Genomic DNA, 13,900 nt, shown 5'->3' on the forward strand with positions numbered 1-13,900 from the left:
GTGCGAGCTATCTATATATATTTCTGTATACCTTCTTGATTCGTGCTAGTGCTTGTCGTCGCCTCTTGTTCACCCCCTGGCTAGTTTTGCCGGTGCGGTTTCCGATTTCCACAGCGTTAAGTTCAGAATAGTAATACTGATACAACACCGTCTTATCAGCAGTTGAAAGGGTCGCAATGGCCGCTGCAAGATGCTCATTTTCGATGAAGGTTTCGAGATGTTCAACCTCGTCATCAGTTAAAAGAAAGTCTTCGGAATGTCCAGGATCGGCGATTTCTTCCAACAACCGTTCCTCAAGTGGCGTTTCTTTGAGGTCTTTAAAGTGTTTACGATAGAGGTTAATTCGTTCGTTACGAAGGACTTGTTGCATGTATCTGATGAACATTCGAGAGACCTCACGTTCGCGGCTCATGAATACAGCCTCCTTAGATTGACAGATAATTAGTTACACTTACGCAGGTCACAGGCCGAGGTTGAACATGGCGGTGAAACCAAAACGTTAAATTTAAATTAGGTAACTAATATCGTAGGAAGGCAAAAACCCATCAGCCAATATACATTGGCCAATGGGTTCAGGAGCGGTGTGAATCTGGTGAGAGTTCGCTAGATGTGTGCCGCAAATCGAATCGCTGTCAGCACAATGCCCGTTAATAAAGTGATCACGATTGCCAAGCCAATCAAGGCCGGGCTGATTGCGGCAATCCCCCAGCCAGTCAGTGCCAGAACCAGCGTCAATATACAGTTGCAGCCGATCGCTACTGCCACGGCACGACTGGGTCTGCTAGCCCAAAACGGCTTTTGAGTGCGGGTCATCAGGATCGTCTGCATCGCGCTAAAAATCAGATAGATGTAAAGGCCGGTGCTGACTTGTCCAGTCGTTAGACCAAGCCGTTGCAACCAAGTCAGCCAACCGTAGCCGACCGCTGACCAGCCTATGGCCAAGATGCCAGCAATCTTACTAAGTTTGGCCAGGTTCCAGCTTTCTGGCTGGTGGGTGATCGTCGTGCGGTCAGTGCCGAGCACAAGGGTCACACAATCATTCAGGATCGCGACCAGGATCATCGCGTTTAAGGTCAGCGGAATGAAGTGGAGAATCAGATAACCTAATGTCAGCAGGAGTGTCAGCTCCGCTGTGCGTGAAAGCTTGGTGATCGTCCAGGTCATCATGCGTTGATAGACGCGGTGGCCGGCATCTAGGATCTCGATGATCGGGGTCAGGCCGTCTGCTAGCAAGACCATGCGCGCCGAGCGCTTGGCGAGGTCAACGGCACTGTCAACGGCGATACCAACGTCGGCTTGTTTCAAGGCGGGGGCGTCGTTGACCCCGTCGCCGGTCATACCGACCACACAGCCTTCACCTTGTAAACGCTTGGCCATCGCCAATTTGTCTTCTGGGGTCACGTCGCGATGCCTGCGAGGTCTGCAATTTTGGTCCCGACATTAACCTCGGTGTACGAGCGCACCTCACCGTTTAGCCCAACTGCTTGGGCAATCGCGGCGGCAGTTTTTTTTGATTATCGCCAGTCAGCATGATCACTTTGACGCCGCGTGCCTGCAGAGCCTTGATGGCAGTTGCGGAATCTGCCCGAGGTTGGTCTTGGAGGACGAACAAGCCTATTAGTTGTGAATCAACGACCACGGCTGCCGTACGGCCTTCGGCGAAGTTGACCGCCGATAAGTCTGGGTGGTTGGTGGCCAGTGTCGCCAATTTTTTTCAATGCCCCGAGTTTCACGTTGACGGTAGCGCTATCGGTGACCACGGTGGCTTGGGAGTAGCCGATACCGGAGGTGAACGGCGTGAATTCATGCTGAGGCCAGGCCTTAATGTTGTGTGCTTGAGCATAGTTGAATAGCGCCGCGTCGATCACGCTGGCATTGCGCGTATCCGCTGCACTGATCGCTAGTTGGGTCACATCGGCGTCTGGGAGCGTTGACCAGTTGTAGAAGGCCACCACAGCGGGTTTGTTGGCAGTAATCGTGCCGGTTTTATCCACGAGTAGCACATTCATATTGGCAGCTTCCTGAATCCCGGTGAGGTCGGAAACTAAGACGTGCTTGGTGCTCAGGACCTTGGCTTCGACCGAGTTAGCAACGGCAAAACTCGATGGCATGGCGATTGGGATCGTTGCGATGAACAGCATTGCCAGAAACGGTAGCATGGCGACCAAGTCTTCATGGCGGACAATGGCCACGATGATCAATAGCACGGCCAACACCGCATCGAGTGCTGCCAGATAGCCGATGATTTTACCCAATAGCTTTTGCAAATGGCCCGGCGCCGAGCTTTGGTTGATCAGGCTGATTGTTTTGCCGCTGCGGCTATTAGCACCGGTGGCGGTGACGATTGCTAAGGCATTGCCGGAGAGGACTTCGGTGCCGGCATAGGCCGTATCACCAGGGGTGCGGTTGACGGCCTTGGCTTCGCCTGTGATACTGCTTTCGTTGACTTCCAGCGTGTCCGTCAGTAGACGCACGTCGGCGGGGATAATGTCCCCTTGGCGTAGGCTGATGAGGTCGTCAACGACCAAGTGCTTGGCTGACACCTGTTTCCACTTGCCGTCGCGGCTGACCGCGGTGGTCGGCGATAAGTCATGTGATAGGCTGCGTAAGACCGTGTTGGCGCGGCGAGATTGAATTGCACCATTGACCGCGGCAAAGAGCAACATTAGCACGATGAACCCGGCTTGGATGCCCTTGCCTAACACGATTTCAATGATCAGCGCCGCTTCGAGTATCCACGCGCTAGGCTCCCACAGCCGAGTGATAATGGCCGTGGCAAAGTTGAAGGGGGGTTCGGCCACTTCGTTGAAGCCATCACGGGCCAGTCGCCGGTCAGCTTCGGCTTGGGCGAGGCCGTTTAAATCGTTTTTTTCGGTCATAGTAGACACCAGCTTTCTGCAAGATAACAAACGGCCGCGCACATATTCGTGCTCGGCCGCTGGATCAATGCTAATTAGTCGAAGTCGACCGAATCTGGGAAGTGGGCTAGGCGCGTGCCGTCAGCGCCGAGTTCTTCTTCAATCCTCAACAGTTGGTTGTATTTCTCCACACGCTCGGAACGGGCCGGGGCGCCGGACTTGAGTTGCGCAGCGTTTGTGGCGACGGTAAAGTCAGCGACAAAGGTGTCGCCGGTTTCACCAGAACGGTGAGACATCATGGTAGTGTAGCCGTTCTTGCGTGCTAAGCGGATTGCTTCCAGCGTTTCGGTGACCGTGCCAATCTGGTTAAGCTTGATCAAGATACTGTTGGCCATGCCTTGTTTGATGGCGTCTTTGATCAAGGCGGGGTTAGTGCAGACTGGATCGTCTGCGACGAGTTGCACGCGGTCGCCGTACTTCTTGGTGAAGTCAGCGAAGTGGCCCCAGTCTTCTTCCCCATAAGGATCTTCGATGGAGATGATCTCTGGGAACTTGTCCAGCAGGTGAATGTAGTATTCGCCTAATTCGGCAGGCGTGTAGGTTTTGCCTTCAAAGTCATAGTTCTTGGTATCGCGGTTGTAGAAGTATGATGCCGCCGCGTCAAAGGCGATGGCGATTTCCTTGCCAGGCGTGTAGCCTGCCTTGATGATGGCGTCATGCAGCATCTGCAAGGCGTCTTCGGAGTTCTTGAGGTCAGGCGCAAAGCCCCCTTCATCGCCGAGGCCTGTGGTGTAGCCGGCTTCTTCGATCACCTTCTTCAAGGTGTGGTAGGTGTTGACGATTTTCTCGAAGCCATCACGGAAGCTGGAACGATCGACTGGAGTGATCATAAATTCCTGAATATCGATGCCGTTGTCGGCGTGCTCACCACCGTTGATCACGTTGTGGAACGTTTGTGGCAGCTCCAAGTCGGTGCCGCCGAGGTAGCGATACAGCGGTGTGTGCAAGGCGTTGGCTGCTGCACGGGCAGTGGCCATTGACACCCCTAAGATCGCGTTAGCCCCTAGGCGTGCTTTGTTAGGTGTGCCGTCTAAGTCGATCATCAGCTGGTCGATGTGGGCTTGGTTGAAGGGGTCGGCACCGTGCAAAGCCTTGTTGATCTCGGTATTGACGTTGGCCACGGCCTTTGAGACGCCTTTGCCTTGGAGCCGGTCGCCGCCGTCGCGCAACTCGACGGCTTCTTTTTCGCCGGTCGATGCACCAGATGGTACCTCCGCGCGGCCGAGCGTACCGTCCGACAGAATAACATCGGCCTCAACAGTTGGGGTGCCGCGGGAATCGAAGATCTCGCGCGCCTTCACAGATTCAATCACTACTGACATAATTGTGCTCCTTCCGGTAAAAAAAGATGGCGTCTACTGCACGCAAAATCTGTGCAGTAGACGTCATCAAATTGATTTACCAATTAGTTTTAGTGGCGAACGTCATCGCCGATTAACTTTTAACACCCAAAGCATACTCCCTTACGAAATTTTGCGCAAGCCAGACCGACAAATTTTCGTGCAAAAGGCGGACTTGTCTTACAGCTGTACGTTTTGCTATAATGCTAGGCGTTATATTAAATTTTAATGAGTGTAACCACACGGCTGCCAGTATTTTGGTAGCCGTGTTTTAGGGGGAAGTTCAATGCAGCGATTGCGATACCAAGATATTTTAGCGGTGTTCATCGGCGGCTGCTTCGGTGGGGTCGCCGTTGGGGAATCAGCTTGTGGCTCAATGATGCCGACACGATGTTCGGCACCACGGCGGTGAATCTGGTGGGCAGCTTCATACTGGCGTTTGTCACATACGGTCTAGCGGTGTACATCGACTTGCCGAGCTGGCTGATTTTGGCGTTAGGGACTGGTTTTGTCGGCGCGTTCACGACATTTTCGACGATGGTGCTGAACCTCTACAAACACGTTGGCGAATCGCCGGTGTATGCGATCGGGATCTTCTTGCTTGAGCTGCTTGTTGGTTTAGGCGCGGCGTTTGGCGGCTATTTATGCGCCGAGGCCTGGGGAAGGCGGCGACAGACATGGTGATGTTAGTAGCTTTAGGTGCCGGGGTCGGCGCGTGATGCGGTATGTGCTGACGCAGCTAGGCAAGAACTGGTGGCCTGGGGTGCCGCTGGCGACGCTTGTGATCAATGCTAGTGGTGCCTTCTTAGCGGGATTTTTGGCGATGTGCGCACTGCCGCAAGCGTGGTCACTGCTACTTTTGACCGGTGTGTGTGGTGGGTACACGACTTTTTCAACATTCATGACTGATGCGTTTATCTTATTGCGCAACCGGCGTTACCGTGCGTTTGTTTGGTATTATTTTGGCACGACGGGAGCCGGGATAGTCACCCTGACCATCGGTGTGTGGCTGGGTAGCCTGTGGTGAGATAAGGCAGTACTTACTTACTCGATAATGACACCTATAGACAATCATGGATAATGGTGTTATATTGGCATCGAACATGATAGGCGAAGGTGTTCGCCATAACCGTTATTCAACTAATGACACCTAGTTTCGGGCATTTAGTCCGGGCTAGGTGTCTTTTTTTTCGAGAAGGAGACGATAAAATGGAGATTTTAACAATCGGCCCGCGGCAATCAACTGTAGGAATTGACATTGCCGTCATCAACGCCGCGCGTCTGGCCTCCGCATTAGGAAAAGACGCTGCGCCAAGTGCTTATACGCGGCTGTCACCGGTCATGCGGGACATCGTGAAATTCTGGGGAGTGGCACCGCCAATAGTGGTCAAGGCAGTTGCTGGGGCCGCGGGCGGTGTGGTGATGGTCGGCCATAACGACTTGGCAGTGAGTGCTCCAGACATTAGTGAAGCCAACGTTGTAGCGGTCGTGGATAATCATCGGATGAGTGGTTTTCGTGCTAGTCATCCGGTATACATTCGTCTCGAACCTGTGGCCAGTGTCAACACGATACTCACCGAACTCTATCAAGAGCGTGGCGTGATGCTTTCGCCTTTGTCAGCAGGGCTTTTGCTGACGGGAATTTGGTGCGATACCAGTCAGCTCACAACTGATGCGACAACTGAAAAAGACCAGGTGGCTGCGGCTTATTTGGCTGATCGAATACAGCGTGATCGTCACTTATTAGCTGATCGGGTTAGTGCATGGGTAAGCGCTTGAACTCTGTCCGCAACGATGTTATATTGACGGTGAACAAGTGAAATGGTGATGACGTTCACCCTAATACAAGCTAATTGTTGATGACGTCTGTCTTAATACCCTGTGCTGTTGCAGGGTAATGAGGCAGACGTTTTTTTCTTTCTGACCCGGGAGGTGAGTAGATGCATAAGATCGCAGTGATCGCCGACGTACACGGTAATTACAGTGCCCTGCAAGCTGTGCTGCAAGACGCACACGAACAACACGCCACCGATTACATGGTGTTGGGCGACATTGGCAACCGTGGCCCAGAGCCAGCAGCGTGTGTGCAGGCACTTCAAGTACTCCAACCGCTGGCGTGGGTGATCGGCAACCACGAAGAAGTTTATGCTAGCCTGTTGCACCACCGGTTCGTGACGTTTGAGAAGAACCAAAAAGCAGTCGTGGCGATCATCACGTCGGCTTTTGACCGCGAGCATCTCACCGCGACACAGTTTCGTTGGTTGGCTAGTCGGCCGCTACATCAAGAATTAGTGATCGATGGCGTGAAGTTGAGCATATTTCACGCAACGCCGACCACCAGCCGTGGTCATCAAGCAGAACCTGTGGCTAAGCAACAGAACTTCGATGCGTTGCTGGCCGGCAGTGACGCAGACATTGCGCTGTATGGCCACACCCACCAGCCGCTGATGCGTCAAACTACTGATGGCCGCTACATCATGAACCCCGGTAGCGTCGGCTTAGCGACGTCACTGCAACCGCAGTTAGCCGCTGGGCGCGCCCAGTATGGCTTGTTGACTATTGATGCCGGCCGTTTCAGCAGCTGGACGCTCCGTGTGCTCCCGTACGACGTTGATCAGGAGCTAAGGTTAGTCACCCGTGAACAGCTTCCCTATGCGGCGCTGTATACGCGGACGTTGACCACCGGTGCATTCGGCTACAGTACCGTTGATGTGACCGCAGAAAATATGACCCATAATTACGGCGCCAAAGCCCAAGCTTGATTGCCGCTGACGCGTGGTAGGAGGAGAACGATGACAGAAGCAACTTTGATTCGGGTGGTGACTGATGAGGTCATGCAGACGCTGACCCATCAAGAACTGGTGAAGCAGATCTTCGCATATTTCTGGCAGCGTGGGATCGTCGACGGCACGATCCGCCGCACGATCATGGGCGTCAACAAGTATAACGAGATGCGCCAAAGCCTACGCAAGCCAAGACGCGGCAACGACTTGCCGGTGATCATCGAAACGGTGCAAAGCGGCGACAACTTGCAGGCAATTTTGGCTGAATTGACGCAGCTCGTTGACGATCGCGGTCAGATTACGACAGTTCAAGGACAGACAGGGAGTGACATTGAGATGGACGATACCGCAGCATACTATGACGTGAAGTTATTTACCCGAGAAGACAATAAGCACTTTGCCCCAGACCACTACACCAAGATCGTGGCGCATTTGCAAGCGATGCACGTGCGCTGGGTCAGTGTCACCCGCGGTATCGCAGGATATGACGACGGCCGCCATGTGCACGAAGAAACCGCAGCGCATAAGAGCTCACACTTGCCAATCGTCATTGAAACGGTGGTGGATCGTGCGAGCCTGCAGGCGGTGTTGGCGACGTTCAAACCTTTGTCGGAAGATGGCTTGTTGTTTACGGTGCCGGTGGCGTTAGTCAACGGGCCCTACTAGCGGACTACTTACCAAGGTTGCCATTTTAGGGTTTACCTTCGGTATCTACCTTATTTAGTCATTCAGAAGGTCTGCATTGCAATGTCGATACAAAGCCAAAACAATGCCAATACCCGGCACAGCCTACTACGCGAGTTTCAGCGTAAAGGTTGTGCCGGGTATTGTTTTAGATGTGAATTTATCAATTCAGATTTTGCTTATCATCCTTGTATGACTGGATAGCCTTTAACTCTTGGTACGTTTGATGGATTTCCTTAATTGGTAGATCCCGATACTTTGATTGCTTTGTAATTGTTCGCCCATTCTGATCGGTATCTGGCACACCGTCCTCATCAACTGGTGTGTAAGGGCGAAAGTAGTGCATAATCTCATTGAGTTGCTCAGCTAGTCCGTCTAACTGTCGTGGTGAGAAGTCCCCCATCATGTGCATCACTCTGCGAATCTCCGCGACCTTTGGCATATATTCATCGATTCGATCAAGAACGGCCGTGGTTTCTCCAACCGCGGCTTCTTTTTCTGTCCGCAACAACTCTGACGGCATGACGTTAAAGAACTTAGCGATACCAATCAAGTTCTCATAAGTAGGATGATTCATCTCGCGTTCCCAGTTTGAAATAGCCTGTCCATTGACTGGCGTGTCCAAAGCGGCGCCAAGTTCTGATTGTGACATACCACTTTGAAGGCGGAGCCGTTTTAAATTTGGGCCAAAATATTGTACTTCTGTCATGTTGATCACCTCACCATCAGGTTACCAGATAATCAATCATACGACAAGTTCAGCAGCTATAATTGAAAGTTTTGTAGCTATGAAAAAGCTAAGGAAATCGGTTAAAAGCCTTGGTATCATTGCAGTAACGTATAGATGGTTAATACGATTAGTGATGAAAGGAGAAGGCCACGCCGCCACGCGCGGCGTGCAGCGCGAAAGCCGCAAGCGTGAGCGGCGGCGGTCGGCGTAGCCGGCCGCCTAGACCCCCATGTACTAACAGGGGGGTCGTAAATGACACCTATCTACCTGATTTCCGGGTAGAAACGTTGATACGACACAGAACTTACCGACTGGACAATTCAAGCTGATGTCCAGTGGTAACAAGATTAGGAGGTAGACAATTTGGGTTACTGGAGTGATTCAGTACGGCGGCGCCGTAAAGAATTGAATCTGACACAGGTACAGCTATGTCACCGGCTTGGTATCACACAACGCCACCTTAGTCGCATCGAAAATGGCGAAGCGTGTAGTAGCGGCTTACAAATGTACATTGATAAAACGCTCAATAATTGGACCGATGAGCCGGAACTGCAACTGCTAATTGATTATGTACGGATTCGGTTTCCGACACAGGATATGGACAAAATCGTCGATGACCTCTTACGTTTGCAAACGGATTGTATTCTGTCGGAAGATCGCGCGGCGTTTGGTTATCAGTTCACCCGCTCGCTGGGTCAGATCAAAGTCTACGGCTCTGATCCAGGCCACAAGGAATTAGGCACGTTGCTAGAATTACGCGGTCAAGGCTGCCGCCAAATGGAAAGCGTTCTGTTAGGCCGAGGTGACACCTGGTATGACTTTCTTAATCAGTGTCTGGATATGAAAGGCGTGATGAAACGGCTGGATCTAGCAGTTAACGATATGGTCAATATGTTGGATATTCCAAACCTGATTCATAAAATTCAGGCCAACGAGTGTATCACCGTCATGCGTGAGTACCAAGGCACGGTATCTGGCCACATCTATCATGAAGACGACGAAGAATTCGACGATGAAACTGGCACTACGTTATACATTGGGTCCACCAAGAGTGAATTGTACTTCTGCCTTTACGAGAAAGGGCCAGAGCAGCATAAGAAAGGTCTGACAACCAACATCTATAACCGTTTTGAAATTCGTTTGAAGAACACCCGAGCGGAAAAGGCTGTTGATGATCTCCTTTGCTATCGTGATGAAGAACGCACGATATTTGGCATTATCAAACGTTACCTCCGCTTCGTCGATGCTCAAAAAGGCAAGCCGCGGTTGGATTGGCCGCTCAACAAGAATTGGCAACGATTTGTCGGTCATGATCGCCAGCCGCTGCGCTTGACGACTGCCCCAGAACCGTTCGATCTCAACCGTACGCGGGCATGGGTGGACACGCAGGTTGCGCCAATGCAACGAGTGCTCCATGAAATTGACGCATACTGGGGAAACCAGAAGACGATGCAGTCTATTCGTGAAGCACCCTTAAAAGACAAGCATCTGCGAATCATCGAACAGAACACAGTTGGCGCAGATCAACTTGAGAACGGATTGTTTGAAGCAATGACACCTGAAAGTGAGCAATCAAAAAAGGATGACCACGCCGACCAAAGCAAGTAGTCACCCTTCACAGATAAGATATGGGTCCTATCTGTGCTGATTATCTCACACAGATGCTAGACACAACAAGTGAGGTAATGAATGAAAATCAAATACAATCCAGTCTCGGACAGTGATGCTGAATGGGGCAATAAGGAAGCCGTTTTGAGCCGATACGACGGCTTAAACAAATACACGCTCAATCGTTGGCTATGTGAGATGCGTGACAACAATCTGTGGCGGGATGGCGTCTTGAACCCAACGCACAAGCTCGTCTTCATCAATTTCGAGGTATTCGACGACTTTTTGTACTGGAAGACACATGGCTATTCAAAATTGCGCAGAAAATAATGGGTTTGGATGTTAAAATAGAATCTGCTAATAGAGATTCAGTTTTGCCCTTTTCCTTACCCGGAAAGGATAAAACATGTATTTTGAAGAAAGAAAACGCAAGAACGGTAAGTCAACGTATTATGCAGTGGATCGCTATGTTGATCCGCTGACTGGCAAAGCAAAACGGGAAGTCGTCAAGTTCACCACGAACACGGCGCGCGCCCGTAAGCAGGCCGAACGCTACTTAGCTGCAAAGATTGAGGAGCTGATTGCGGAGAAACAAGGTGCCTTCAACGGCGCCGCGATGGTTACATTCGGTGAGCTGAAAGCAAAATGGTTGGAAACTTGGCAAACCACGGTCAAGCCGCCAACCGTCACGCGTGAGAAAATGGTGCTGAAACGAATAGCGGAGCTAATGGCAGATGACGTCTTACTAGAAGTGATTACACCACTGCTAATTCAGAACCTGTTGAATGACTACAAGAAGAAGTATCACTCGACCCATTCGACGATGCAGCATATCAAGTGCTCGCTCAACAAAATCTTCGACTATGGCGTTCTGCACAACGCGATTCCGTTCTCACCAACGCGTGTGATCAAACTCTCTGCCAGTTCAAAGGAGAAGCGCGAAAAGCGACTGCGCCGCGAAGCGAAGTTTCTTGACGAGCACGAAGTTCACGCCTTGTTGGCAGAATTGCGCAAGCGACGGCATCAGACCTACTACGATCTGGCGCTATTCATGATTGGGACGGGCTGTCGGATCGGTGAAGCGGCCGCATTGACGGAAGCTGACATTGATTTCGAGAACCGGCTGGTAACAATCGACAAGTCCTTGCAATATCACGACCTGCGCGTTGATGAGTATTACGAAGACACCACTAAGACCGAAGCTGGTGAACGTGTCGAAGAACTGCCGGGCTTTGCCATTGATGCCGTAAAGCGTGTCATTGCGCGTAACAAGGCATTCGACGAACACATGGCCGACTTTCCGGCGGACGCCTTTCATGCTTCCAAGTCGCTGTTTAGGACGGAGTACGGCTCACCAATCACCTCGCACAGCTTTCGTGAGATTCTAACGCGAATCAACAAGTCGTTGACGAAGCACTGCCAAGAATGGTATGGCTTTGAATGGACGAAGAACGCGATTCCTCACGGCTTCCGCCACATTCACATTTCCGTGCTGCGCGATGACCCGACGATTTCACTCAAAGAAGTGCAGAAGCGGGTCGGGCATGTTCGAGCCGAAACTACGGATGGCTACACGCATACTCTTGATGAAAATCAAGACAAGTCGGTGGAAGCCATCACGCGGTTCATTGAAAAAAAATCGGGTGAAGTTGAACGGTAGTGTTTGGGAATTTAACGATGCTGCCCACGTTTTGCCCACGTTTACGAAAAAAATGACAACCCAAGGGCCTCAAACCCTTGGTACTAAAGGAGTTACAAACAATGGCACAAATTCAATGGTTCCCTGGCCACATGGCCAAGGCCCGCAATCAGGTTCAAGAAAAATTAAAACTGGTCGATCTCGTGCTTGAGGTCGTCGACGCGCGGGTCCCAGAGGCCAGTCGAAACCCGATGATGAACCAAATCGTCGGGCAAAAGCCGCGCATTATGGTCCTGAACAAGAAGGACCTGGCGGACTCACAGAAAACGGCCGAGTGGCTGGCTTACTATCGGAAGCAGGGCTATGAGGCCATTGCCATCGACGCCCAGCACGCCAAGCGGTTGCAGCAGATTCCGCAGCTGGCACGGCAGATGATGAAGGCCAAGCTAGAAAAGCAGAAGTCCCGCGGCATTCGCAATCCGGGGCTGCGCGCGATGTGCATCGGCATCCCCAACGTTGGCAAGTCGACAGTGCTGAACCGTCTGGTGAAGAAGAACATCGCCGTGACGGGCAATCGGCCTGGCGTCACCAAGAACCAACAGTGGCTCACCGCGGACGACACATTCCAGGTTCTCGACACGCCGGGGATTCTTTGGCCGAAGTTTGAGGACGAGACTGTGGGCAACAAGCTCGCGCTGACCGGCGCCATTGCTGACACGGTTTATCAGTCCGACAGTGTCGGCCTGTACGGGCTGACCTTTTTCCAGCAGGCGTATCCGCAGGCGCTGCGCAAGGCGTACGCTGAATGACGACGACATGGCGCAAAAGCCCGCCGACCTAATGGTGACGCTTAGTCAGAAGTGGGGTTACGGCGAGGAGTACAACCGGGCCGCCGAGCGCGTGATTTTTGATGCGCGCCAAGGAAAATTTGGCGCGTTCACGCTGGAAGAGCCAGGTGATCTCGATGGCCACGCTGAGTGAGTTAAAAAAAAGCAGCTGATTGTGCATCCGACCGACGAGCTGCTGGAGACGCTGGCCGCCGACTCGCGTGTCGGGGCACAAAACCTGCTGGACTGGTACCAGCGCCGGCAGGCCACGGCCGAGGCTGAGGCGCTGGATTTGCAGTATCGCTCTCGCTACGAGCATGAGCTGTGGCCGAAGTTTCCGCATATCGCGGGAATCGACGAGGTCGGGCGCGGGCCGCTGGCCGGGCCGGTGGTCACCTGCGCCGTGATTTTGCGTCACGACTGTCAGCTGCCGGTGAACGATTCCAAGCAGCTGACGCGCCACGAGCGCGAGCACCTGTACCCGCTGATTGTCAGCCAGGCGTTGGCCGTCAGCATTGGTGTTGCCGACAACCACATGATCGACCGCGAAAACATTTATCACGCCACGGAACTGGCAATGGGCGACGCGGTGGCACACCTGCGCGTGACGCCGGATTTCCTGCTGGTCGACGCGATGCACGTGCCCAGCGCGGTGCCGCAGCGGAAGTTGATCCACGGGGATGCCAACAGCATTTCCATCGGCGCGGCCAGCATCGTCGCAAAGGTCGTGCGGGACCGCTGATGGTCATGTACGACGGCATTTACCCTGGCTACGATTTTAAGGACAACATGGGCTACGGCACCAAAAAGCACCTGGAAGGGCTCGACCGCTACGGCGTGACCGAGATTCACCGCATGAGCTTCAGCCCGGTGCGCGAAGCTGCCTCTCGCTAGTCTGCGGATTCCGCAGGCTTTTTTTTCGTAATCTACTCCTGAAAGGCGGGAATGCGAATGAAGCTGCGAGAACTGATGCTGCTGTGGCACTGGGCGCTGTACACGAAAAGCTGGCAAACGGAACAACGCCTGTGGGACGAAATCACCCGCCGCGGGCTGACCGCGGACAACCCGGTGACCGAACTGAGCAACTGGCGACCGCTTCAGGAGATACGGCCCTACGCCGAAGATGCGGCGTGGCTGGCCACGGTGCGCCAGTATTGCCGCACTGGCCTGTTTGTCACGCGCTTTGACCCGACTTACCCGGAGCGCCTAGCGGAAAGCAATCAGCCGCCGTTAGTGCTGTTTTACCGCGGCCGCATTGACCTGCTCGACAACATGACGCTGGCGGTGGTCGGGGGCGCGCCGGGCCACCAGCTACACGGAAACGGCGCTGCGCCGGCTGGGTGAGACGCTGCCGCCGCTGGTGATCCTGAG

Annotated in this window: 11 protein-coding genes, 4 pseudogenes and 3 riboswitches; of the genes and pseudogenes, 11 read left to right on the plus strand and 4 right to left on the minus strand. The window is 52.9% G+C overall.

Annotated elements, in window-relative coordinates; genetic code table 11:
* Positions 1-7: 7 nt before the first annotated feature.
* The 3 genes and pseudogenes from JCM13995_RS10075 to eno all read right to left on the minus strand — a co-directional run bounded on the left by JCM13995_RS10075 (position 8) and on the right by eno (position 4,240).
* Positions 8-412 carry a sigma-70 family RNA polymerase sigma factor gene (locus JCM13995_RS10075; protein ID WP_024305590.1) on the minus strand — a complete coding sequence of 135 codons (405 nt, stop codon included), beginning with the start codon at positions 410-412 and terminating at the stop codon, positions 8-10.
* A 191-nt stretch (positions 413-603) separates the two neighbouring features.
* Positions 604-2,879 (minus strand): annotated as a pseudogene (locus tag JCM13995_RS10080) (HAD-IC family P-type ATPase).
* A gap of 74 nt (positions 2,880-2,953) precedes the next feature.
* Positions 2,954-4,240, minus strand: a complete 1,287-nt coding sequence (gene eno, locus JCM13995_RS10085; protein ID WP_054665239.1) for a phosphopyruvate hydratase — start codon at positions 4,238-4,240, stop codon at positions 2,954-2,956.
* A 50-nt stretch (positions 4,241-4,290) separates the two neighbouring features.
* A riboswitch (Fluoride riboswitch) is annotated at positions 4,291-4,359 on the minus strand.
* 259 nt (positions 4,360-4,618) lie between these two features.
* Here eno and JCM13995_RS10090 point away from each other — a divergent pair.
* The 5 genes and pseudogenes from JCM13995_RS10090 (at position 4,619) to JCM13995_RS10110 (ending at position 7,707) form a co-directional block, all read left to right on the plus strand.
* Positions 4,619-4,942, plus strand: coding sequence for a fluoride efflux transporter FluC (locus JCM13995_RS10090; RefSeq protein WP_439645214.1), 324 nt, complete (start codon positions 4,619-4,621; stop codon positions 4,940-4,942).
* A pseudogene (locus JCM13995_RS10095) lies at positions 4,936-5,285 on the plus strand (fluoride efflux transporter FluC). The gene JCM13995_RS10090 and the pseudogene JCM13995_RS10095 overlap by 7 nt, the downstream one beginning before the upstream one ends.
* Positions 5,286-5,358: 73 nt before the next feature.
* A riboswitch (Fluoride riboswitch) is annotated at positions 5,359-5,418 on the plus strand.
* A 49-nt stretch (positions 5,419-5,467) separates the two neighbouring features.
* Positions 5,468-6,037: a DHH family phosphoesterase gene (locus JCM13995_RS10100; protein ID WP_003594415.1), complete on the plus strand. Its 570-nt coding sequence runs from the start codon at positions 5,468-5,470 to the stop codon at positions 6,035-6,037.
* A 35-nt stretch (positions 6,038-6,072) separates the two neighbouring features.
* A riboswitch (Fluoride riboswitch) is annotated at positions 6,073-6,134 on the plus strand.
* A gap of 64 nt (positions 6,135-6,198) precedes the next feature.
* A complete protein-coding gene (locus JCM13995_RS10105; protein WP_225350847.1) occupies positions 6,199-7,020 on the plus strand; it encodes a metallophosphoesterase family protein in 822 nt (273 codons plus the stop codon).
* 30 nt (positions 7,021-7,050) lie between these two features.
* A complete protein-coding gene (locus JCM13995_RS10110) occupies positions 7,051-7,707 on the plus strand; it encodes a DUF190 domain-containing protein (protein WP_003594417.1) in 657 nt (218 codons plus the stop codon).
* Positions 7,708-7,888: 181 nt separating this feature from the next.
* Here the strand turns inward: JCM13995_RS10110 and JCM13995_RS10115 are convergent, their stop codons facing one another.
* Positions 7,889-8,434, minus strand: a complete 546-nt coding sequence (locus JCM13995_RS10115; protein ID WP_024305598.1) for a helix-turn-helix domain-containing protein — start codon at positions 8,432-8,434, stop codon at positions 7,889-7,891.
* Between the two features lie 384 nt (positions 8,435-8,818).
* On the opposite strand from JCM13995_RS10115, the gene JCM13995_RS10120 reads away from it, so the two are divergent.
* The 6 genes and pseudogenes from JCM13995_RS10120 to JCM13995_RS10145 all read left to right on the plus strand — a co-directional run bounded on the left by JCM13995_RS10120 (position 8,819) and on the right by JCM13995_RS10145 (position 13,873).
* Positions 8,819-10,063 carry a replication initiation factor domain-containing protein gene (locus JCM13995_RS10120; protein WP_080596330.1) on the plus strand — a complete coding sequence of 415 codons (1,245 nt, stop codon included), beginning with the start codon at positions 8,819-8,821 and terminating at the stop codon, positions 10,061-10,063.
* Positions 10,064-10,144: 81 nt separating this feature from the next.
* Positions 10,145-10,393, plus strand: coding sequence for a hypothetical protein (locus JCM13995_RS10125; RefSeq protein WP_003594420.1), 249 nt, complete (start codon positions 10,145-10,147; stop codon positions 10,391-10,393).
* 76 nt (positions 10,394-10,469) lie between these two features.
* On the plus strand, positions 10,470-11,723 hold the full coding sequence (locus JCM13995_RS10130; protein WP_054665244.1) for a tyrosine-type recombinase/integrase: 1,254 nt from the start codon (positions 10,470-10,472) through the stop codon (positions 11,721-11,723).
* A gap of 101 nt (positions 11,724-11,824) precedes the next feature.
* A pseudogene (gene ylqF / locus JCM13995_RS10135) lies at positions 11,825-12,683 on the plus strand (ribosome biogenesis GTPase YlqF).
* A 15-nt stretch (positions 12,684-12,698) separates the two neighbouring features.
* A pseudogene (gene rnhB, locus JCM13995_RS10140) lies at positions 12,699-13,423 on the plus strand (ribonuclease HII).
* 57 nt (positions 13,424-13,480) lie between these two features.
* On the plus strand, positions 13,481-13,873 hold the full coding sequence (locus tag JCM13995_RS10145; protein WP_054665247.1) for a DNA-processing protein DprA: 393 nt from the start codon (positions 13,481-13,483) through the stop codon (positions 13,871-13,873).
* Positions 13,874-13,900: the final 27 nt, after the last annotated feature.

Origin of the sequence: Lacticaseibacillus camelliae DSM 22697 = JCM 13995 (assembly GCF_001311195.1) — a bacterium.
Classification (GTDB): Bacteria; Bacillota; Bacilli; order Lactobacillales; family Lactobacillaceae; genus Lacticaseibacillus; species Lacticaseibacillus camelliae.

Excerpts from the sequence above, each read along its gene's own strand:
- JCM13995_RS10075 (WP_024305590.1), bottom strand. The coding sequence starts at position 412 with ATGAGCCGCGAACGTGAGGTCTCTCGAATGTTCATCAGATACATGCAA.
- eno (WP_054665239.1), bottom strand. The coding sequence starts at position 4,240 with ATGTCAGTAGTGATTGAATCTGTGAAGGCGCGCGAGATCTTCGATTCC.
- JCM13995_RS10100 (WP_003594415.1), top strand. The coding sequence starts at position 5,468 with ATGGAGATTTTAACAATCGGCCCGCGGCAATCAACTGTAGGAATTGAC.
- JCM13995_RS10105 (WP_225350847.1), top strand. The coding sequence starts at position 6,199 with ATGCATAAGATCGCAGTGATCGCCGACGTACACGGTAATTACAGTGCC.
- JCM13995_RS10110 (WP_003594417.1), top strand. The coding sequence starts at position 7,051 with ATGACAGAAGCAACTTTGATTCGGGTGGTGACTGATGAGGTCATGCAG.
- JCM13995_RS10115 (WP_024305598.1), bottom strand. The coding sequence starts at position 8,434 with ATGACAGAAGTACAATATTTTGGCCCAAATTTAAAACGGCTCCGCCTT.
- JCM13995_RS10125 (WP_003594420.1), top strand. The coding sequence starts at position 10,145 with ATGAAAATCAAATACAATCCAGTCTCGGACAGTGATGCTGAATGGGGC.
- JCM13995_RS10130 (WP_054665244.1), top strand. The coding sequence starts at position 10,470 with ATGTATTTTGAAGAAAGAAAACGCAAGAACGGTAAGTCAACGTATTAT.
- JCM13995_RS10145 (WP_054665247.1), top strand. The coding sequence starts at position 13,481 with ATGAAGCTGCGAGAACTGATGCTGCTGTGGCACTGGGCGCTGTACACG.